The 20,369-nt window shown below is 65.8% G+C and carries 16 protein-coding genes and 1 pseudogene; 14 read left to right on the top strand and 3 right to left on the bottom strand.

Annotated features, from left to right (window positions below):
• Window positions 1–2,040 carry a hydantoinase/oxoprolinase family protein gene (locus ACVISU_RS08715; protein WP_456706659.1) on the top strand — a complete coding sequence of 680 codons (2,040 nt, stop codon included), beginning with the start codon at window positions 1–3 and terminating at the stop codon, window positions 2,038–2,040.
• Between the two features lie 106 nt (window positions 2,041–2,146).
• On the top strand, window positions 2,147–3,379 hold the full coding sequence (locus ACVISU_RS08710) for an ABC transporter substrate-binding protein (RefSeq protein WP_456706658.1): 1,233 nt from the start codon (window positions 2,147–2,149) through the stop codon (window positions 3,377–3,379).
• 177 nt (window positions 3,380–3,556) lie between these two features.
• Here ACVISU_RS08710 and ACVISU_RS08705 read toward each other — a convergent pair whose 3' ends face one another.
• Together ACVISU_RS08705 and ACVISU_RS08700 are read right to left on the bottom strand one after the other, a co-directional pair.
• A complete protein-coding gene (locus ACVISU_RS08705; RefSeq protein ID WP_456706657.1) occupies window positions 3,557–4,771 on the bottom strand; it encodes a mandelate racemase/muconate lactonizing enzyme family protein in 1,215 nt (404 codons plus the stop codon).
• Window positions 4,772–5,107: 336 nt separating this feature from the next.
• Window positions 5,108–6,349: an amidohydrolase family protein gene (locus tag ACVISU_RS08700; protein ID WP_456706656.1), complete on the bottom strand. Its 1,242-nt coding sequence runs from the start codon at window positions 6,347–6,349 to the stop codon at window positions 5,108–5,110.
• Between the two features lie 154 nt (window positions 6,350–6,503).
• Between ACVISU_RS08700 and ACVISU_RS08695 the strand changes: the two genes are divergently transcribed.
• Window positions 6,504–6,923 (top strand): nuclear transport factor 2 family protein, encoded by a 420-nt coding sequence (locus ACVISU_RS08695; RefSeq protein ID WP_456706655.1) that lies wholly within the window; start codon window positions 6,504–6,506, stop codon window positions 6,921–6,923.
• Window positions 6,924–7,040: 117 nt separating this feature from the next.
• Here the strand turns inward: ACVISU_RS08695 and ACVISU_RS08690 are convergent, their stop codons facing one another.
• Window positions 7,041–7,799, bottom strand: a complete 759-nt coding sequence (locus tag ACVISU_RS08690; RefSeq protein WP_456706654.1) for a GntR family transcriptional regulator — start codon at window positions 7,797–7,799, stop codon at window positions 7,041–7,043.
• A gap of 203 nt (window positions 7,800–8,002) precedes the next feature.
• Between ACVISU_RS08690 and ACVISU_RS08685 the strand changes: the two genes are divergently transcribed.
• From ACVISU_RS08685 to ACVISU_RS08635, 11 genes and pseudogenes are all read left to right on the top strand, one after another.
• Window positions 8,003–8,857 carry an ABC transporter ATP-binding protein gene (locus ACVISU_RS08685; RefSeq protein WP_456706653.1) on the top strand — a complete coding sequence of 285 codons (855 nt, stop codon included), beginning with the start codon at window positions 8,003–8,005 and terminating at the stop codon, window positions 8,855–8,857.
• Between the two features lie 2 nt (window positions 8,858–8,859).
• A complete protein-coding gene (locus tag ACVISU_RS08680) occupies window positions 8,860–9,636 on the top strand; it encodes an ABC transporter permease (RefSeq protein ID WP_050405874.1) in 777 nt (258 codons plus the stop codon).
• A gap of 42 nt (window positions 9,637–9,678) precedes the next feature.
• Window positions 9,679–10,704: an ABC transporter substrate-binding protein gene (locus tag ACVISU_RS08675; protein WP_456706652.1), complete on the top strand. Its 1,026-nt coding sequence runs from the start codon at window positions 9,679–9,681 to the stop codon at window positions 10,702–10,704.
• Window positions 10,705–10,798: 94 nt separating this feature from the next.
• Window positions 10,799–12,014 (top strand): annotated as a pseudogene (locus ACVISU_RS08670) (amidohydrolase family protein); the annotation flags it as partial.
• Window positions 12,015–12,059: 45 nt separating this feature from the next.
• A complete protein-coding gene (locus ACVISU_RS08665) occupies window positions 12,060–12,284 on the top strand; it encodes a hypothetical protein (RefSeq protein WP_456711000.1) in 225 nt (74 codons plus the stop codon).
• Window positions 12,285–12,460: 176 nt separating this feature from the next.
• Window positions 12,461–14,884: a CaiB/BaiF CoA transferase family protein gene (locus tag ACVISU_RS08660; RefSeq protein ID WP_456706651.1), complete on the top strand. Its 2,424-nt coding sequence runs from the start codon at window positions 12,461–12,463 to the stop codon at window positions 14,882–14,884.
• The gene (locus tag ACVISU_RS08655; RefSeq protein ID WP_456706650.1) at window positions 14,884–15,960 is read left to right on the top strand and encodes an ABC transporter ATP-binding protein; all 1,077 of its coding nucleotides are present in this window, start codon (window positions 14,884–14,886) and stop codon (window positions 15,958–15,960) included. Before ACVISU_RS08660 ends, ACVISU_RS08655 begins: the two co-directional genes overlap by 1 nt.
• A complete protein-coding gene (locus ACVISU_RS08650) occupies window positions 15,957–16,979 on the top strand; it encodes an ABC transporter ATP-binding protein (protein ID WP_456706649.1) in 1,023 nt (340 codons plus the stop codon). Before ACVISU_RS08655 ends, ACVISU_RS08650 begins: the two co-directional genes overlap by 4 nt.
• The gene (locus ACVISU_RS08645; RefSeq protein WP_456706648.1) at window positions 16,976–18,523 is read left to right on the top strand and encodes an ABC transporter substrate-binding protein; all 1,548 of its coding nucleotides are present in this window, start codon (window positions 16,976–16,978) and stop codon (window positions 18,521–18,523) included. Before ACVISU_RS08650 ends, ACVISU_RS08645 begins: the two co-directional genes overlap by 4 nt.
• A gap of 3 nt (window positions 18,524–18,526) precedes the next feature.
• Window positions 18,527–19,483 (top strand): ABC transporter permease, encoded by a 957-nt coding sequence (locus tag ACVISU_RS08640; protein ID WP_456706647.1) that lies wholly within the window; start codon window positions 18,527–18,529, stop codon window positions 19,481–19,483.
• Window positions 19,480–20,364 carry an ABC transporter permease gene (locus ACVISU_RS08635; protein WP_456706646.1) on the top strand — a complete coding sequence of 295 codons (885 nt, stop codon included), beginning with the start codon at window positions 19,480–19,482 and terminating at the stop codon, window positions 20,362–20,364. The genes ACVISU_RS08640 and ACVISU_RS08635 overlap by 4 nt, the downstream gene beginning before the upstream one ends.
• Window positions 20,365–20,369: the final 5 nt, after the last annotated feature.

The following is a 20,369-nucleotide window of genomic DNA, read 5'->3' as shown; positions in this document are numbered from 1 at the left end:
ATGTACACGATTGGGGTTGACGTCGGCGGCACTTACACCGACCTGGTTGCAACGGATCAAACCGGGCGCACCGTGTTCGCGAAATCACCATCCACGCCGGCCGATCAGTCGGTCGGCGTCATGGCGGGACTCGAAGAGCTGGCGCGCCGCCTCGGCGTCACGCGCGCGGCGATGCTGGCTGCGACCGATCGGCTGGTGCACGGCACGACGGTTGCGACCAATGCGCTGCTGGAACGCAAGGGCGCCAAAGTCGCGCTCTTGACCACCGAGGGCCATCGCGACGTCGTCGAGATGCGCGAGGGACTAAAGCCGGATCGCTACGATCTGCGCACGCCGCCGCCCGAGCCGCTGGTGCCGCGCGAGCGGCGCTTCGGTGTACGCGAGCGGCTGAAGGCCGACGGCAGCGCCGCGGTTGCGCTCGATGCCGCAGCGCTCGGCGATGTCATCGCCGAGGTGAAGCGGTCGGGCGCGAACTCGGTCGCGGTCTGCTTCCTGCACGCCTATCTGAATCCGGCGCATGAGCTCGCCGCGGTCGAGCGGCTTAGCAAGGAGCTGCCCGATGTCAGCGTGTCGCGCTCGAGCGACGTGCTGCCGCAGATTAAGGAATACGAGCGCGTCTCGACCACCATCGTGAACGCCTATGTCGCGCCGACGGTGCGGCGCTATCTCACCAATCTGGAGCGCAGCCTGCACGAGGCCGGCTTCAAGGGCTCGCTGTTCGTCGTGCTGTCGCATGGCGGCATGGCGCCGGTCGAGGAGGCCTCGCGGCTCGCCGCGGGCACCGTGCTGTCGGGCCCGGCCGGCGGCATTTCCGGCAGCCGCCGCTGCGCCGAGATGCTCGGGATTCCCGATCTCGTGCCGTTCGACATGGGCGGCACTTCGACCGACATCTCGCTGATCGCGGACGGCGAGGCGTCGCTGTCGGCCGACGGCATGCTGGCCGGCCAGCGCATCGCGTTGCGCAGCCTCGATATCGCCAGCATCGCGGCGGGCGGCGGCTCGATCGCCGGCGTCGACGGCAGCCGCACCTTGCGGGTCGGGCCGGAGAGCGCGGGCTCGGTGCCGGGGCCGGCCTGCTACGGCAATGGCGGCCTGGCCGCGACCGTTACCGATGCCAATGTCGTGCTCGGCTATCTCGATGCGAGCGCCTTCATGGGCGGTGCACGGCCGCTCGATCGCGCGGCATCGGAAGCCGCGGTCGACCGGATCGCCGAAGCGCTCGAATTGTCGCGGATCGAGGCCGCCGCCGGCATCTACAAGATGATCAACCTGAAGATGGCCGACGGCATCCGCCTGATGACCTTGCGCCGCGGCGTCGATCCCCGAAAATTCGCGCTGCTCAGCTTCGGCGGCGCCGCCGGCATGCATGCGGCCGAGGTCGCGCGCGAGCTCGAGATCAAGCGCATTATCGTGCCGACGGTCGCCTCCGTGCTGTCGGCCTGGGGCATGCTGACCAGCGATCTGCGCTATGAGGTCAGCCGGACCCATTACGGCACGGGGCGCATTTCCGCCGGCGAGGTGAGGGCGCTGTTCGCCGGACTGGAAGAGCAGGCGGCCGGCCGCTTGCGCGACTGGTTCAAGGGCGACATCGCGATCGAGCGCTCGGCCGAGATGCGCTATGGCGAGCAGGTGTTCGAAATCGACGTGCCGCTCGGCGACCTCGACCTCGGCGCCGCGGATCTCGTGGCGCAGATCGAGGAGCGTTTCCATCGCCGCCACGAGGACCTCTACACCTATGCCTCGCGCGGGCAGGAGGTGGTGTTCGTCAACGCCCGCGTGGCCGCGGTCGGCAAGGTCGCGCCCGGCGGCGGCGGTGTTGGTGAGGCCGCCTCAGCCGCACCCTGCGTGCCGCGCGGCAAGCGGCAGGCCTGGCTCGGCGCCTGGCGCGAGGTGCCGGTCTATGCGCTCGACGATCTCAAGCCCGGCCACGCGCTGGCCGGTCCCGCGATCATCGAGGCCGAAACCACCACGGTTTTGGTCGATAGCGGCGATCGTATTACGGTCAACCCGCTGGGCTGGCTCGACATAACATTGCGCTGAGCGCCGTCTCCGCCATCAACAATTCATTTTTCCGGCATTGGCTTGGGCGATAAGCTCTGCGCGCTGGGAGGGAGCGCCGGTCGGTGCCGGCGTTGTGGCGATGTTGATGCAAACAACAAGACAAACTGCGCTTTCGATATCACTGGCCTTCGCAGCTGTTCTCGCGACGGCGCCGCTGCACGCCCAGCAGGCGCAGGACGCGGCCGGCGGCGAGATCCGCGTCGGTAACGTGATGCCCTACACCGGGCCTCTCGCGGCGTTCGCGACCATCGGGCGCGCCGAAGCGGCTTATTTCGACATGGTCAACGAGCATGGCGGCATCAACGGCCGCAAGGTCAGGTTCATCTCGGTCGATGACAGCTCCAATCCGAAGACCGCAGTCGAGCAGACCCGCGATCTCGTCGAGAAACAGGACGTGCTGTTGATGTTCGGCTCGTTCGGCACGCCGAGCAACCTCGCCGTCCGGAAGTACCTCAACGAGAAGAACATCCCGCAGCTGTTCGTCGCCTCCGGCGACGAAGAGTGGGCACATCCGAAAACCTTTCCCTGGACCATGGGCTGGCAGCCGACCTTCCGCGCCGAGGGCCGGATCTATGCCAACTACATCCAGGCGGCGTATCCCTCGCGCAAGATCGCGGTGCTGTGGCAGAACGACCAGTTCGGCCGCGACCTGTTCAGGGGATTGCAAGAAGGGCTCGGCGATACCGCGGGCATGATCGTCGCCGATCTCGCCTTCGACGCATCGGAGACCAGGATCGAGAACCAACTCGGGATATTGAAGGACTCCGGCGCCGACATCCTCGTTTTCGACGGCGCGCCGGCGATCGCGGCGCGCGCGATCCGCATCGTGGCCGGGATGGATTGGCATCCGGTGTTCATCCTCGACAATGCCTCGGCCTCGATCGCCAGCGCGCTGCAGCCAGCTGGCCTGCAGAATTCTCTGGGCGTGATCTCGACCTCGTTCCTGAAGGATGCCGGCGACGCTTCCTGGAAGAACGATCCGCAGATCAAGGCGTGGGACGCCTTCATGGACAAGTACTATCCCGACGGCGACAAGGACGACATCTACGCCGTGTTCGGCTATGCCGCCGCCGACACGCTGATGCAGGTGCTGCGCCAGTGCGGCGACGATTTGTCGCGCGCGAACATCATGCGGCAGGCCGCTTCGCTGAAGGATTATCAAAGTCCGATCGCGCTGCCCGGGATCGTGATCAACACCGGGCCGAAGGATTTCCGTCCGATCAAGCAGATGCGGCTGGTGCAGTTCGACGGCAACGCCTGGCAGCCGATCGGCGACGTGATCGAGAGCGCGTTCACACCGGTGCGCGAGGATAATTGAGCACCGCAGCCGCTCCAACACCGTCACCCTGAGGAGGCCGCGCAGCGGCCGTCTCGAAGGGGCGACGGCCCGGCTAAGTGGCCGTGCATCCTTCGAGGCTCGCCCAGCGGCGCAATTGCGCCGCAAGGCTCGCACCTCAGGATGACGGAGCAAAAGTGGTGCTGTTGGCGATAAGCGCTACTTCTTCAACCCGTAATTCAGCAGCCCGCCCTTGTTCTTCGGCGGATGCGCGCGCAGGCCTTCCTCGTTCGGCTCGGTGCCCCAGCCCGGGCGATCCGGGATCACGAGATGGCCGTCGACGAACTCCGGCACGTGGGTGAACAGCTCGTGGTCCCAGGCCAGCCGATCGATGTCGGTCTCCATGATCCTTAAGTTCGGCACCGCGGCGCAGAAATGCGCGTTCATCATGGTGCAGAGGTGGCCGTAGAAATTATGCGGCGCGACGTTGACCTCGAAATGCTCGGCGGCGGCGGCGATCTTCATCGATTGCCAGACCCCGTTCCACGGCGTGTCGATGATCGCGACGTCCATCGCCTGCTCGGAGAAGTAGGGCAGGAATTCGCGCAGGCCGAGCAGCGTCTCGCAGGATGAGATCGGGTGCGGGCTCTGGCGGCGGATATAGCCGAGCGCCTGCGGGTTGAAGGTGTCGATCTCGACCCAGAACATGTCCATCTTCTCGATGGCGCGCAGGATCTTCAGATAGCCTTCGGTCTTGGCGTTGAAGTTGAGGTCGAGCAGCAGGTCGACATCCGGCCCCGCGCCGTCGCGGATCGCCTCCAGATGCATGCAGAGATTGCGCAGCACGGTTCGATCGACATTGATCTCGGGCTGGAACGGCGAGCCGAAGCCGGGGCGCCAGCCTTGCGGTTTGCCGTCCGTGTAGACGAAGATGTTGGTCTTCATCGCCGAGAATTTCTTCTCGCGCACCTCGGCGCCGATCGCCTTGACGCCGTCGAGGTCGGTGATGGCGGGCTTGTACCAGTCGGGGTGATTGATGCGCCAGGTCGCGCAATGCGACCAGTAGACCCGCACGCGGTCGCGGATCTTGCCGCCGAGCAGATCGTAGCAGGGCACGCCGAGCGCCTTGGCCTTGACGTCGAGCAGCGCGTTCTCGATGGCGCCTAACGCCAGCGCCACCACGCCGCCGGCGGCGGGGCGGGTTGCGGCGAACAGCTCGACATGGATCCGCTCGTGCTCGAACGCGTTCTTGCCGACAACGCGTGCCGATAGCCGCTCGATCGCCGCGGTCACGCCGGGCGCGCCGAAGCCTTCGTCATATTCGCTCCAGCCGACCAGCCCGTCCGTGGTCGTCACCTTGACGAAATGATAATTCCGCCAGCCGGCATCGCAGGCGAGCGTCTCGACGCTTTTGATCGTGGTGGATTTGCTCATGGTTTCCTGCCCGGGCCGTTGTTGATGTTGGGAAGTACCAACAACGGATCGGCCGAGGCGTCAATTCGCGCCAGGGCAGGGCGACAATGCAGCCCCGTCATTGCGAGGAGCGTAAGTGACGAAGCAATCCATCTTTCCCCGAGCGATGCGATGGATCGCTTCGCTACCCTCGCAATGACGGGGAGCGAACGTATGCACCAGCCGTCACCCTGAGGAGCGCGCTCTTGCGCGCGTCTCGAAGGGTCGACGGCCGGCTCTCTCCGTGTGGGTCTAGCGGGGCCGTGCATCCTTCGAGACGCCGCTTCGCGGCTCCTCGGGATGACGGTGAGGGAGTGTTCAGCTCTGAGGCCGGAACAATGTCGGCCGCTGCCGTTCGAACGTCTTGCGGCCGCGCTTGAAGCCCATCAGCACGTCGGGCAGTTCCGCGATGGCGTTGGTTCCGCTGTCGGTGTCGAGCACGACGATGTCGGCGGGATGGCCGACCGCGATGCCGTAATCCCTGAGGTTCATCAGCCGCGCCGGCAGTTCGGTGACGAGGTCGAGGCAGGTGTCGAACTCGCCGATTCCGGCATGCGCGGCGTTGGCGTAGAGATTGGCCATCCGCAGCAGCGAGGCATCGCCGAACGGTGTGAAGGGATTTTGCACGTTGTTGGTCGCGACCGAGCAGAGCACGCCATCGGCGACCAGCCGATGTGCGGCGGTCATGCCGCGCGGGGCGTTGTGGGTGGCGTCGCGCCCCATCAGATAGAGGTCGGTCGCCGGCAGCACGGTGACTGCGACGCCGGCCGCGGCGAGCCGCGTGCTGGCCGCCCTCAGGCTGTCAGGCGGCAATGCGGATAGTTTGGTCGCGTGCCCGATCGCGACGCGTCCCTGATAGTTGCGCCGCTCGGTCTGCCGGCAGACCTCCTCCATGTGCGACCACGACGGATCGAGGTCGAAGTCGAGATGGAAGTCGACGTCGATGTCGAACTCCTGCGCCAGATCGAAGATGCGCGCAATGTGCGCGTTCGGATCGGTGTCGACATAGGGGCAGCCGCCGATCGCTTCGGCGCCGTCGTTGAGGGCCGTAACCAGCAACTCGTCGGCGCCGGGATCGTTGGTCAGGCCCTCCTGCGGGAAGACGCAGAGCGACAGATCGAGCGCCCAGGCATAGTCACGCTTCAGCGCCTTCACCGCCTCGAAGCCGCGCAGGCCGATCCGCGGATCGATCTCGACATGGCTCCGCATTCGCGTGGTGCCCGCGGTGATCGCGCGCTCGATCACTTTCGAGCCGCGCGCATAGACGTCCTCGACCGTGAAGTCGCGCTTCATGGCCGACACCGCGCGGATCGCTTCCGCGAGGCTGGCGTGGTCGTGGCCGCAGCGGCCGAGCAGGCAGGCCTTGTCGAGGTGGATATGGGTGTCGACGAAGCCCGGCAGCACCAGCCGTCCGCCCAGATCGACCTCGACGGCCTCGCAGGCCAGCTGCGGCGCGATCGCGGCGATCCGGCCATCGGCGATGCCGATATCGACCGCCGACGCGGAGCCGCGCGTCGCGGCACGACGGAGGACCAAGTCGAAGGCAGGTTTCGCGTTCATCGGAGGAGGCGACATGGGCTGGTTTGAGCCTAGCGGAAGGGCGGGGAAGGAGCAGCACCAGATTGTGTGCAGATTGACTGCCGAATTGTCTAAAAAAGATGCATACACTTTTTCAGCCAGATTGTAGAGTCCTGATCATGCCAGGAGGCCCGCCATGCCCGTCACCGCCAAAGCCGACGCCCGCCCGATGTCCGATGCCGAGATCGTCGAGGCCTATCTGACGGCGTCGATGATCCCCGATCCCGACGCGGCCGCGGCCTTCATGAAGCCGGGCACGGCGATCACCTTCACCGGCGGCCGCGAATTCGACCATCCGCGCGGGCCGACCGGCTTCAACGCCAGGCGCTATCGCTGGGTGAAAAAGAAGATGGACCGCTTCGACGTCTGCCCCGGCGCCGGCGAGACCGTCGTCTACAGCGTCGGCACGCTCTACGGCGAATGGATCGACGGCACGCCGTTCGAAGGCAACCGCTACGTCGACCGCTTCGTGGTGAAGGGCGGGCAGATCGTCAAGATGGACGTCTGGAACGACAGTGCCGAGCGGATTTTGCTGCAGCGGGGGATCGAGGCGTAGGGAACGCGCAGCCGTCATTGCGAGGAGCGAAGCGACGAAGCAATCCATGTCACGGCAAGCGGCGCGATGGATTGCTTCGCTTCGCTCGCAATGACGGGGATAGAGTCGAGGCAACTGTCAGCGCCGCGCGGCCTTCGGCAGCTTCACCACCTTCTCGCCGCTCGCCTCGTCGGCGTAGGGCGCGAGGATATCCAGCAGATCGCGGCCGCGCTGCGGGCTCGGTGCGACCAGCGCGCGCGTCGCCACGGAATCCAGGTGGTGGTGCATCAGCTCCATCGCCTTCGCCACATCGCCCTTCACCAGCGCCGCGATGATCGCCCGATGCTCGTTGATCGCGCATTCCGATGAATGCGGCCGGCTGTACAGCGACAGCGTCAGGCAGCAGCGGTAGGCGACCTCGCTGACGTAGCGCACCAGGATCGGGCTGCTCGTCATGTGGGCGAGCAGGATGTGGAATTCGGTGGCGAGCCGGATCGACACCGCGTCGGTGCCGTCGCGGGCACGATCCTCGGCGTCGACATGGGCGGTGAGTTCGGCGATCTGCGGTTTGGTCAGCTTGCCCGCGAGCTGCCGCACCACCAGCCGCTCCAGCTCGATGCGGATGTCGAAGGCATCGCGCGCCTCCTGCCAGCTCGGTGTTGCAACGACCGCGATCCGGTTCCGGCGCAGCTCGACGAGGCCCTCCGCGGCCAGTTGGCCGAGCGCATGGCGCGCGATGGTGCGGCTGACGCCGAAACGCTCGCCGAGCGAATCCTCCGGCAGCTTGGCGCCGGGCTCCAATGCCTGCTCGATGATCGCGCGCCGCAATGCACGGCAGATCACGCTGACCTTGTCGGTCGATTCAGCCGTTTTGCTGGTGCGGTCGCGCCCCGCCATTGCCGCGAATCCTTCTCGAAAGGTGCTTAGAACGCCTCTTTATCATACCGCAAAAACAATCGACCGCCCGAATTGCATGCAGTTCTGGCTGTGGATTGCCCAAAAGGAAGCCGGCTCTCCAAGGCACTAGGCGCGCGATCCCCCTGATTTCCAACGGGTTCGGCACTGGCATCCAGCTTGCATGCACTTTGCCCGTGATGCGCATGCAACCAAACTCCGAATTTGCCGGCGAGCCGATGGCCGCCGGATCCGCGCCGACTGCGATCGAGCTGTCGGAGGCCTCCGTCACCTTCGGCCGCGGCGCCCGTGCCGTGCCGGCCCTGTCGACCACCACGCTGCGGATCGCCGACGGCGAGTTCGTGGCGCTGGTCGGGCCATCCGGCTGCGGCAAGTCCACCATCCTGCGGCTGGTCAGTGGCCTGGCGCGGCCGACCACCGGCGTCGTCATCGTTGGCGGCCGCGAGGTCGCGGCGCGGGCGATGCGGGTCGGCATGGCGTTCCAGAACCCGACCATGCTGCCGTGGATGACGATCGAGAAGAACATCATGCTGCCGCTGAAGATCGTCGAGCCGTTCCGCTCGCAATTCCGCAGGCTGCGCAAGACCGAATTCCGCGACAAGGCCAATGCGCTGCTGGAGCAGGTCGGGCTGAAGGGGTTCGGCGGCCGCTATCCCTGGCAGCTCTCGGGCGGCATGCTCCAGCGCGCCAATCTGTGCCGGGCGCTGATCCACGAGCCGCGCATGCTGCTGCTCGACGAGCCGTTCGGCGCGCTCGACCAGTTCACCCGCGAGGAGCTGTGGGGGATCCTGCAAGAGCTATGGATCACCCACAAGCCGACCGTGCTCCTGGTCACCCACGATTTGCGCGAGGCCGGCTTCCTCGCCAGCCGCATCTGCGTGATGAGCGCGCGTCCCGGCCGCATCCTCGATGATTCCAGAGTCGATTTCGCCCGCCCGCGCACCGTGACGATGACGTTCGAGCCCGACTTCGTCGCGCTCAACCAGAAACTCCGCGCCTTCATCGTCGATGCGCGCACCGCGGCGCGCGAGGGAGCCTGACCATGCCCATGTCAGACATCAGGCAGAAGGCCTGGTCGGCGGCCCTGATCGTGCTGTTCTTCGTCGCCTGGGAATTGTTCTGCCTGATGACGGGCATGTCGGACCTGGTGCTGCCGCGACCGTCGCAGATCTTCGTCACGCTGTTCGAGAAATTCCCGATCCTCTGGCCGCACATCATCCAGACATTGCTGACGACCATGATCGGCTTCGTGCTCGGCGTGGCGCTGGGCGTTGCGCTGGGCGCGGTGATCGGGGTGTCGAAAACCGCTTATGATACCTGCTATCCGCTGCTGGTCGGCTTCTCCTCGATTCCGAAAGTGGCGGTGGTGCCGATCTTCGTGCTGTGGTTCGGCTCCGGCACCGTACCGGCAGTGCTCACCTCGCTGTCGATCTGCTTCTTCCCGATCGTCGTCAACATCGCCACCGGCCTTGCCACCACCGAGCCCGAGCTCGAGGACGTGCTGAAGGCGCTCGGCGCCAGCAAGTTCGACATCCTGTGGAATGTCGGCTTGCCGCGGACGATGCCGTTCTTCTTTGCCTCGCTGAAGGTCGCGGTGTCCTACGCCTTTGTCGGCGCGGTGCTGTCGGAAACCGTGGCTTCGAACCGCGGCATCGGCAACGTCATGATGACCGCATCCTCCAATTTCAACGTGCCGCTGGTGTTCGCCGGGCTGTTCGTGCTCGCCGGCCTCGGCGTCGCGCTCTACGTCCTGTTCTCGCTGATCGAGGGCCGGGTGACGGGCTGGGCGACGCGCAAGGACAACGTCATCGCCACCTGAATCGTTTCGTCATCGCCGTTCACTGGAGTTGAGGAGGTCGTCATGCTGAAGACAATAAGCGCTGCACTATTGGGATTGGCCGTGGTCGCGGGGCCCGCGCGCGCCGAGGACACCACCATCAAGTTCACGCTGGGCTGGAAGACGCAAGGCTCGGACGCTGCGTTCTTCTACGCCAAGGACAACGGCTATTTCAAAGAGGAAGGCCTCAACGTCGTGATCGACCAGGGCGAGGGCTCCGGCGCGACGGTGACGCGCATCATGTCGGGTGCCTATGACGCCGGCTTCGGCGACATCAACGCGATCATCCAGAACGCCGCAACCAAGCCGCAGGATGCGCCTGTGATGGTCTACATGATGTGGAACCAGCCGCCATTCGCGATCGTCGCCAAGAATTCGAGCGGCATCAAGTCGATCAAGGATTTCGAGGGCCGTACGCTCGGCGGCGCGCAGGGCACGCCGACCACGCGGCTGCTGCCGGTGTTCGTGCACAAGAACGGGCTCGACGGCGAGAAGATCAAGATCTCCAATATGGCGCCGAACCTGCAGGAGCCGATGCTGATCAAGGGCGACATCGACGCCGCGCTGGTGTTCAACATCACCAGCTACTTCAACCTGGTGCTCAACCGCCAGGACCCCGACAAGGACTTCAAATGGTTCTCATTCGGCGACTACGGGCTCGATCTCTATTCCAACGGCGTGATGGTCTCGCGCAAGCTGATTGCCGCGAACCCGAAGGCGGTAGCCGGCCTCGTCCGCGCCATCAACAAGGGCGCGATCGCGGTCGCCAGGGACCAGAACGCCGCGATGAAGGCGGCGCTCAACTACGACAATCTGATCAATGTCGAGGTCGAGAAGCGCCGGCTGCAATATTCCTTCGAGAAACTGATCGTTTCGCCGGAGATGAAGGACATCGGGATCGGCGACGTCAGGGACGACCGCATGGCGCGCGCCATCGGCTTCATCGTCGAAGGCTACCAGCTCGCCCGCACGCCGACGCCGGCCGAGGTGTTCTCGCGCGAGTTCCTGCCGCCGCGCACGGAGCGCGAGCTGGTGTATACTGCGAACTGACTGGCCCGTCATTGCGAGGAGCCAACGGGTCGCGCGACGCGCGCCCGATGACAGGCTCCGCGGCGAAGCAATCCATCTTTCCGCATGCGGAGGCATGGATTGCTTCGCTTCGCTCGCAATGGCGACCAAGCGGAGCATGTTGATGAACGTCACGGCAACTCGTCTGTTCAGCGGTTCTGACCAGGGCATCCGCAAGAACGTCATGCTCCGTCACGTCGACGGCGTCATTACCGAGATATCCGAAGCCGCGCGCCCGGAGGCCGCCCCACGCTCTCTGATCCTCCCGGCCTTCATCAACGCCCACGACCACGCCCGCCCGCGCGCATCTTCGTTCGGCGCGGTCGGCATGCCCCTGGAGAGCTGGATCCTGCGCACGGTGGTCGGCACGCCGGTCGATCCCTATCTTACCGCAGCGTCGGCGCTTGCCCGCGCAGCGCAGGCCGGCTGCGCGGCGATGATGGTGCACTACACTCGGCCGAGCGGCACCATGCCGTTGCTCGACGAGGTCAAGGCGATCGGCCGCGCCGCCGGCGATGTCGGCATCCGCATCGCCTTTGCCATCGCGGTGCGCGACCAGAATCCGATCGTCTATGGCGACAGCGAGCCGGTGCTGGCAGGGCTCGCCAGCGACGAGCGCAAGACGATCGAGGAGCTGTTCGTCCGCACACCGATGTCGCCGAAAGCCTACATCGAGCTGACCGATGCGATTGCCGCCGCGATCGGCGGGCCGAAGGTCGACGTGCAGCTTGGTCCTGCTGGCGTGCAGTGGTGCTCGAAGCCGCTGCTGGAAGCGGTTGCCGAGAATTCCGCGCAGACCGGCCGCCGCGTCCACATGCATCTGCTCGAGACGATCTATCAGCGTGCCTGGGCTGATGAGCGCTTTCCCGGCGGCATCGTCCGCTATCTCCGCGACATCGGCTTGCTCTCCGAACGGCTGACGCTGGCGCATTGCATCCACGCCCGGCCCGACGAGATCGAGATGATCGCGGCGTCGGGCGCGCGCATCGTCACCAATTTCTCCTCCAAACCTGCATCTGCGCTCCGGCCTGGCGCCGATCGCCGCCGCGCACGCGTGCGGCTGCGCCATCGCGGTCGGCGTCGACGGCCTGGCGCTCGACGAAGACGACGACGTGCTGCGCGAGATGCGGCTGGTGCAGATGATGCACGGCGGCCTCGGCTTCAACCGAACGTGGACACCGCAGGAGTTTTTTGCGCTCGCGATCCGCAATGGCCGCCGCGCCACCGGTGCGCCCGGCACCGGCGAGCTCGCCGTCGGCGCGCCGGCCGATTTCGTCAGCATCGATCTCGACCGGCTGGAGCGCGATCAGATTGTTGATGCTGATCCGCTCGACCTCTTGTTCGCACGCGGCAATGCGTCGCTGCTCTCTGAGCTTGTGGTCGATGGTCGCACCGTCGCCCAGGCCGGCCGGTGCCTTGGTGTTGACCTTCCCGCCATTGAGCAGGAACTGCGCGGCATCCATCGCGCGAGCGCGGCCACATACGCGCATGTCTTGCGCGCATGGCCGCGACTGTCGCATCGGCTGCAAGGCTGGTTCGAAGCGCAACTGACCTGCAATTAGCTGCACAATCCACGCTTCGCGCTGCGCAGCAGCGCCGATCATGCACACGCTAATTCCGTCAAGCGGAAGAAAATTCCACTTGCATCACACAGTCGGCGCGGCTTCAAGTTCAACTCAACAAAGAAACTGAATCAGCCGCTGTCTCCGGCTGGTCATGTTGTTCGCGAGGAAGCCTGATGGGTGCGTTGTCGCATCTGCGGATTGTCGAGATCGGAAGTGCAGCGGCGACGAGCTATTGCGCGCGGCTGTTCGCCGATTTCGGCGCCGACGTGCAGAAGGTCGAGCCGCCGGAGGGTGATCCGCTCCGCCGCACCGCGCCGCTGACGCCGCAGGGGCACAGCGCGTGGTTTGCGTTTCTCAATTTCAACAAATCGAGTGTCGTGCTCCAACAGGGCGACGCCGCGCGCCTGCGCGAGCTGGTCACGGGCTGCGACATCCTGCTCGACGGGCGCGGCATCGCTGCGGCGGATTGTCCCGACATCGAACTCGCTGCGATCAAGCGCGACAACCCGGGCCTGATCCATCTCGATCTCAGTTGGTTCGGCGATCGCGGTCCCTATGCCGATTTCGCGGCAACCGACTCCACGATCCGCGCGCTCACCGGCCTCGTGAAGCTGGTCGGACCCGAGCAGGGACCACCGATGCACGCGCCGGATTTTCAGACCGGGATCCTCGGTGGGCTGTGGGGCTTCATCGCTGCGGCGTCTTCGGTGCTGGGACGTATGCAGGACGGGCGCGGCCGCGAAAGCCATCTCAGCCTGTTCGAGGCCTCTATCGCCGTCACCGAATACATCATGTTCGAGGCGTTCCAGCGCGGCGACATCATGCGGCGGATCGGCGTCAACCGGTTCTGGCCGACCTTTCCGGTCGGCATCTACGAGACCAAACAGGGCTGGCTCGGCGTTACCACGGTGACCCCGGCGCAGTGGCGCGCGTTCTGTGAGATGCTCGGGCTCGATGAGCTGCGCGACGATCCGACGCTGGTCATGGGCGTCGACCGGCTGCGCCACGTCGCCGAAATCGAAGGCAGGATCCTGCCGAAGCTGAAGCAGCGCACCGCGCAGGAATGGTTCACTGAAGGCCTCAAGCGCAAGATCCCGATCGTGCCGGTGCCGGAGATATCGGACCTGATCGCCGATGAAGAGAAACTTGCGCGCGGTGCCATCGTTCCGATCACGGTCGGTGACGAGGCCGGCTTCTCCGCCGGCACGATGCAGCGGCTGACGGCAACGCCGCCGCTGCGGGGCGGCCGGGTACCCGATCTCGGTGAGCAGCAGGCGAGGCGTGAGGCCGCGCCGCGTGTGTCGGGGCCGAAGCCGGCTCCGACCGATCGCCTCCCGCTCGAGGGCATCCGCGTCGTCGACTTCTCGATGGGCTGGGCCGGGCCGATCTGCACCCGCACGCTCGCCGATCTCGGCGCCGACGTCATCAAGATCGAGGCGACGCAATATCCGGACTGGTGGCGCGGCGTCGACCGCCGTCCGGCCTATGTGCTGGAGCAGATGTACGAGAAGTCGGTGCGCTACTGCATCATGAACCGCAACAAGCGCGGTATCACGCTCGATCTGACCCGGCCGAAGGGGCTTGCGCTCGCAAAACGCCTGCTCGCCGATGCCGACCTCGTGGTCGACAATTATTCGGTCGAGGTGCTGCCCAAGCTCGGCCTCGGCTACGAGGTGCTGAGCAAGCTCAATCCGAAGCTCGTGATGATGTCGATGTCGGCGTTCGGCGCGGGCAGCGTGCACCGCGATTGCCGCGCCTATGGCTCGACCCTGGAGCAGGGCTCCGGCCTGCCCAGCGTGGTCGGCGATCCCGGCGGCCCGCCGGTGATGAGCCACACCGCGTTCGGCGACGCCGTCGGCGGCCTCAACGGCGCTGCCGCGGTGTTGACCGCGCTGATCCATGCAAAACTCACAGGGCAGGGCCAGTTCATCGATCTCGCACAGATCGAATGCATGATGCCGTTCGCCGCACCCTGGATCGTCGCGCATTCGATCGACGGCAAGCCGCCGTCCAAATTTGGCAACCGCCATCCCGATTTCGTGCCGCATGGCTGCTTTCGCTGCGAAGGCGACGACAACTGGATCGTGGTCGCGGTATCCGACGACGCGATGTGGCCGAGACTCGCGCGGCTGCTCGGCCGCGAGGATTGGGCGGCGGACGACACGCTCAGGACGGCCGCGGGCCGCCGCGCGATCGAGGCCGAGATCGAGGCTGCGATCACGGCATGGACCTCGAACCGCGAGGCCGATGCGGCGATGGCCGCACTGCAATCTGCTGGGGTCGCCTCCGGCGTGGCCCGCCTGCCGATCGATCTGCTTGACGACCCGCAGCTTGACGCCCGCGGCTTCATTCAGCAGGTCGATCGCGCCTTCATCGGCAAGCATCCGCAGCCATCGATGCCGTTCCGCGAAGGCGATGCGCCGTTTGCGATCCGCTCGGTGCCGCCGACGCTCGGCGAGCACAATCGCGAGATTCTTTCCGGCATGCTCGGCCTCTCCGACGCCGAGCTGGAAGAGCTCACCCGCGAGGGCATCATCGGCACCGAGATGCTGATGGAGGAGCAGCTGGTGAAAGAGAAGAAGCGGGCGGCGGGCTGATGGCAGCAGGGCCACCGGCACAGCGCAGGACGGAGGTTGCGCGCGACGGCGCACAGCCGCTGCTGTCCGTGCGCGGGCTCGGCATCCGCTTCAAGACCACGCAGGGCATCTGGCAGGCGACGCGGCGGATCGATTTCGATATCGCGCCGGGCGAGCGCGTCGGCATCGTCGGCGAGAGCGGCTGCGGCAAGACCATCACCGGCCTGTCGATCCTGCGGTTGTTGCCGGGCAACTTCGCCGGGCTCGACGGCAAGATCCTGTTCGACGGCACCGATCTCGCCTCCTGCAGCGCGCGACAGATGCGCGCCATCCGGGGCAAGCGGATCGCGATGATCTTCCAGGAGCCGATGAGCGCGCTGGATCCGGTCTTCACCGTCGGCCACCAGATCGCCGAGACGCTGCGCGTCCATACCGATGTCAGCTACGAGGAAGCCCGCGCCAAAACGCTGGAGATGCTCCGCCGCGTCGGCATCGCCTCGCCGGAGCGACGGATCGACGACTATCCGCACCAGCTCTCCGGCGGCATGCGCCAGCGCGTGATGATCGCGGCGAGCCTGATCTGCGGGCCGCAGCTGCTGATCGCGGACGAGCCGACCACCGCGCTCGACGTCACCGTGCAGGCGCAGATTCTCGAGCTGCTGCGCGACATCAGCGAGACCTCGAAGACCGCGCTGATGCTGATCACCCACGATCTCGGCGTCGTCGCCGAGACCTGCACGCGGATGATTACGATGTATGCCGGCGAGGTGATCGAGGACGCCACCGTCGACGAGGCGCTGGTGCGGCCGCTGCATCCCTATACGTCCGGCCTGTTGCGCTCGCTGCCGCATCTGAGCCCGCGCCACGGCCGGCTGCCGTCGATCCCCGGCCGGGTGCCGTCGATCGCGGAGATGCCGGCCGGCTGCCGCTTCCGTGCCCGCTGCGCCCATGCGGCCGAAGGCTGCGAGGCCGAGCAGAAATTGCAGGATGCCGGCGGCGGCCGCAAGGTGCGCTGCTGGCGCTTTGCCGAGCTCAATCTGCCGGGCGCGCTGCACCCGCCCGATACGCCTACTGCTGCGAAGGTCGCGACGCAATGACCGCGGCATCCGCTGAACAACGCGACGAGCCCATCGTCTCGGTGCGCGACCTCCAGGTTCGCTTCCAGACCTCGGACCGCCGTGCCACCGTGAAGGCGGTCGACGGCGTCAATTTCGACGTTCGCCGCGGCGAGACCTTCGGCATCATCGGTGAGTCCGGCTCGGGCAAGACCACGATCGGCCGCGCGCTGGTGTTCCTGCTGAACCCCAGCGCCGGCGCCATCCTGCATGACGGCATCGACCCGATGGCACTGTCGCGCCGGGAATTTCAAAATCATCGCCGTGACTACCAGATCATCTTCCAGGATCCAAATGCCGCGCTGAATCCACGCATGACAATCCTTGCGTCCGTGCTGGAGCCGCTGGAGCTTGCCGGTGTCGGCAGCCGAATCGAGCGCGAGCGGCAGGCGCGCGAGGCATTGGAGCGCGTCGGCCTGCCGCAGGAGTTCGGCGAGCGTTATCCGCATCAGCTGTCCGGTGGCCAGAAGCAGCGCGTCGTGATCGCGCGTGCACTGACGCTGAAGCCGAAACTGATCGTCTGCGACGAAGTGGTGGCCGCGCTCGACATGTCGATCCGCGGCGACGTGCTCAACCTGTTTGCCGATCTGCAGCGCGATCTCGGCCTGACCTACGTCTTCATCACCCACGATCTCGCCGTGGTGTCGCATATCAGCGAGCGCGTTGCGGTGATGTATCTCGGCCAGTTCGTCGAGCTTGGGCCCACTGAAGAGGTCGCCGAGCGGCCGCTGCATCCCTACACAATCGCGCTGCTGTCGGCCGAGCCGCGGCCGCTGCCGTCGTCGATGCGACAGGAGAGTCGCATCGTATTGCAGGGGGAGGTGCCGAGCCCGATCGATCCGCCGGCGGGGTGCCGCTTCCGCACCCGCTGCCCGCACGCGCAGCCGCTCTGCACCGAGCGCGTGCCGGAGTGGCGCGAGCTGATGCCCGATCACTGGGTGGCCTGTCATTTCGCCGACCGCCCGAATTATTTGCCCAACGTACCGGAGAGAACGCCATGACGATGACGACACGACGCGAGGCCATGGCGCTGATCTCGGGCGCGCTGGCGAGCACCACGCTTGGCGGCCGCGCCTTCGCACAAAGCGCGCCGAAGAAGGGCGGCACCTTGCGGATCTCGGCGCCGGCCAATCCGTCGAGCCTCGATCCGGCGACCGGCGGCGCCGGCTCCGACCACGCCTTCCTGTTCACGATGTACGACACGCTGACCGAATGGGAGTTCGACACGCTGAAGCCGAAGCCGGGGCTTGCCGAGAGCTGGAAGTTTACCGATCCGAATACGCTGGTGCTCAACATCCGCTCAGGTGTCACCTTCCATGACGGTACGCCGCTCGATGCGGAAGCCGTCAAGTTCAACCTCGATCGCAACCGGAGCGATGCGAAGTCGAACATCAAGGCCGATTTGTTGTCGGTGGAGGCGGTCGAAGTCACCGGCCCGCAGCAGGTGACCTTGAAGCTGAAGACGCCGGATACCGCGCTGCCGGGCATCCTCTCCGATCGCGCCGGCATGATGGTGTCGCCGACCGCCCTGAAGGCAGCTGACGGTGGCGTCGTGACCCGCAAGCCGGTTGGCGCCGGTGCTTATGTGTTCGTGAGCTGGGCCGACGGCGAAAAGATCGTGGTCAAGCGCAACGAGAAATACTGGAAGCCGAACCGGCCCTATCCGGACGGCATCGAATTCTCGATCATTCCGGAACTGACGACGGGGGCGCGCTCGGTTTCCGCGGGCCAGAACGACCTGATCTACCAGCTGCCGCCGCGGCAGAAGGCGATCATCGAACGCGCGTCGAGCGTCAAGGTGGTGCACGGCCCGACGCTCTACGTGTTCCAGATCTTCCTGAACTGGGCCAAGCCGCCATTCGACAATGTCAAGGTCCGCCAGGCGCTGAACTTCGCGATCGATCGCGAGGCCTTCGTCAAGGCTGCGCTCGCCGGCCTCGCCGAGCCGGCCTGCATGAACTTGCCGAAGGCGCACTGGGCTTATGATGCCGAGGTCGCAAAGCTCTATCCTTACGATCCCGACAAGGCGCGCAAGCTGCTAGCAGAAGCCGATTTCAAGGAAGGCACCCCGATCGAGATCGGCGGCTACACCGATCAGGATTCGGTGCAGCGCGAGGAGATCCTGATCGAGCAATTGCGCAAGGCCGGTATCAACGTGAAGTTCGTCAACGGAACGGTCGCGGAAGCCTCTGCTGCATTCTTCGGTGCGGAGAAGAAGGGTGCCGGCTTGCTCTCGGCCTGGACCGGGCGGCCCGACCCGAGCCTCACTTATTCGCTGATGTTTACCAGGGAAGCCTATTACAATGCCGGCCGCGCCTCGGTGCCTCCGGAGCTCGAGGCCGCAATCAAGGACTCGCGCGCCTCGGAGGATATCGAGGTCCGGCGCAAGGCCTTCGCCGCCGTGCAACGGCTGGTGATGGAAAACGCCTTCGTGGTGCCGCTCGCGTTCCAGTTCGAACTGGTCGCCATGAACAAGAAGGTGCAAGGCTATCGGCCGAACCTGCTCGGCAAGCCGAAATACGACGACGTCTGGCTGGAGAGTTAATCGATGGCGCGACGGTCACCGGTCAAGGTCATCGGCAGCCGCCTGTTGCAGGCGCTGCCCGTGATCGTGCTCGCGACCTTGATGGTGTTCGCGTTGCTCAAGCTGGTGCCCGGCGACATCGCCGTGACGCTGGCAGGTGACAACGCCACCGATGCGCGGATCACCGAGATCAGGCAGCTCTACGGCCTCGACCGGCCGTTCCTGGTGCAATACGGCGCCTGGCTCGGCCATGTCGTGCAGGGCGACCTCTCGCAATCGCTGCTGACCGGCGAGAAGGTCGCCGATTCGATCGGGCGCGCCTTCCCGAATACGCTCTTGATCGTCGTGATCGCGCTGATGCTGGCAGTGGTCACCGGCATTCCGATGGGCGTGATCGCCGCGATCAAGCCGAACGGCTGGATCGACAAGCTGATCAGCATGATCGCTTCGCTCGGCGTCGCGGTGCCCGGCTTCTGGCTTGCGATGATCCTGGTGGCGGAGTTCTCGCTGAAGCTGAACTGGCTGCCGGCGACCGGCGCGAAATCCTTCAGCGCCTCGCCGATCGATGCCATCAGGCACGCGCTGCTGCCGGGGATCGCGATCGCGGCCTATGGCATGGCGGAGGTGGCGCGCCAGTTGCGCGGCGCGTTGCTGGAGGTGCTGTCATCGCAATATGTCCGCACGCTGCATGCCAAGGGCCTGTCGATGTCGCGGATTCTCTGGCAACACGGCCTGAAGAATGTCGGCGTCAATCTGCTGACGATCATCAGCCTTTTGGTCAATCGCATGCTGGCGGCGACCGTCGTGATCGAGGCGGTGTTCGCGATTCCCGGCCTCGGCAGCCTGATCGTGCGCGGCGCGATCCAGCGCGATTTCCCGATCGTGCAAGGCGTCGTCTTCACCATGGTGGTGGTGGTGATCGTGGTCAATCTGGTCACCGATCTCTTGTGTGCCGCTGTCGATCCGAGGATCGAGCAATGACCGACACGGCGCTCGCCTTTCCGAAGGCTCCGGCCAGGCCGACCCGGCTGCGGCGTTTGCTGCGCTGGCTCGCCGGTGATCTCCGTGCGGCGCTGTCGATCCTGGTGCTGTCTGTGCTCGTCATCGTCGCGATCGGCGCGCCCTGGATCGCGCCCTATGCGCCGACCGCGCAGGACGTCAACAACATGCTGGCGCCGCCGGGGCCTGCGCATCTGCTCGGCACCGACGATCTCGGCCGCGATGTGTTCTCGCGCCTGATCTACGGCGCGCCGGCCACCGTCTATGCCAGCCTGCTCGCGGTCGGCGTTGCGGTCCTGATCGGGCTGCCGGTCGGCCTCGTCGCCGGCTATTTCGGCGGCTGGATCGACGACATCATCAGCCGCATCATCGACACCTTCCTGTCGTTCCCCGCCATCGTGCTGGCGATCGCCGTCACCGGTGCGCTCGGCATCGGGCTCACCAACGGCATGATCGCGATCGGCATCACGATGTTTCCGGCGCTGGCGCGCATCGTCCGCGCCCGCACCCTGATCGTGCGGCAGGAGCTCTATGTCGATGCTTCCCGCGGCTTCGGCGCGCCGACCTGGCATATCCTTGTACGACATGTGCTGCCGAACACGCTGCAGCCGGTCATCGTGCAGGTGACCTTGCTGCTCGCAGCGGCGCTGCTGGCGGAGGCCAGCCTGTCGTTCCTCGGCCTCGGCATCCAGCCGCCGGACCCGAGCTGGGGCGCCATGCTGGCGCGTGCCTATCAATATATGGAAATCGCTCCGGAGCAGATGTATGCGCCGGGCGTTGCCATTCTCGTCGTCTCGCTGGCGTTCAACGCGCTGGGCGAATCCTTGCGTGTCGTGCTCGATCCCACGATGAAGGATCGCTGACCTCT

Source organism: Bradyrhizobium sp. USDA 4452, from assembly GCF_054063575.1.
This window is presented reverse-complemented; position numbering and strand designations above follow the sequence as displayed.

Excerpts from the sequence above, each read along its gene's own strand:
- ACVISU_RS08645 (WP_456706648.1), top strand. The coding sequence starts at position 16,976 with ATGACGATGACGACACGACGCGAGGCCATGGCGCTGATCTCGGGCGCG.
- ACVISU_RS08650 (WP_456706649.1), top strand. The coding sequence starts at position 15,957 with ATGACCGCGGCATCCGCTGAACAACGCGACGAGCCCATCGTCTCGGTG.
- ACVISU_RS08710 (WP_456706658.1), top strand. The coding sequence starts at position 2,147 with ATGCAAACAACAAGACAAACTGCGCTTTCGATATCACTGGCCTTCGCA.
- ACVISU_RS08695 (WP_456706655.1), top strand. The coding sequence starts at position 6,504 with ATGCCCGTCACCGCCAAAGCCGACGCCCGCCCGATGTCCGATGCCGAG.
- ACVISU_RS08675 (WP_456706652.1), top strand. The coding sequence starts at position 9,679 with ATGCTGAAGACAATAAGCGCTGCACTATTGGGATTGGCCGTGGTCGCG.
- ACVISU_RS08635 (WP_456706646.1), top strand. The coding sequence starts at position 19,480 with ATGACCGACACGGCGCTCGCCTTTCCGAAGGCTCCGGCCAGGCCGACC.
- ACVISU_RS08685 (WP_456706653.1), top strand. The coding sequence starts at position 8,003 with ATGCAACCAAACTCCGAATTTGCCGGCGAGCCGATGGCCGCCGGATCC.
- ACVISU_RS08640 (WP_456706647.1), top strand. The coding sequence starts at position 18,527 with ATGGCGCGACGGTCACCGGTCAAGGTCATCGGCAGCCGCCTGTTGCAG.
- ACVISU_RS08690 (WP_456706654.1), bottom strand. The coding sequence starts at position 7,799 with ATGGCGGGGCGCGACCGCACCAGCAAAACGGCTGAATCGACCGACAAG.
- ACVISU_RS08705 (WP_456706657.1), bottom strand. The coding sequence starts at position 4,771 with ATGAGCAAATCCACCACGATCAAAAGCGTCGAGACGCTCGCCTGCGAT.
- ACVISU_RS08680 (WP_050405874.1), top strand. The coding sequence starts at position 8,860 with ATGCCCATGTCAGACATCAGGCAGAAGGCCTGGTCGGCGGCCCTGATC.
- ACVISU_RS08660 (WP_456706651.1), top strand. The coding sequence starts at position 12,461 with ATGGGTGCGTTGTCGCATCTGCGGATTGTCGAGATCGGAAGTGCAGCG.
- ACVISU_RS08655 (WP_456706650.1), top strand. The coding sequence starts at position 14,884 with ATGGCAGCAGGGCCACCGGCACAGCGCAGGACGGAGGTTGCGCGCGAC.
- ACVISU_RS08715 (WP_456706659.1), top strand. The coding sequence starts at position 1 with ATGTACACGATTGGGGTTGACGTCGGCGGCACTTACACCGACCTGGTT.
- ACVISU_RS08700 (WP_456706656.1), bottom strand. The coding sequence starts at position 6,349 with ATGAACGCGAAACCTGCCTTCGACTTGGTCCTCCGTCGTGCCGCGACG.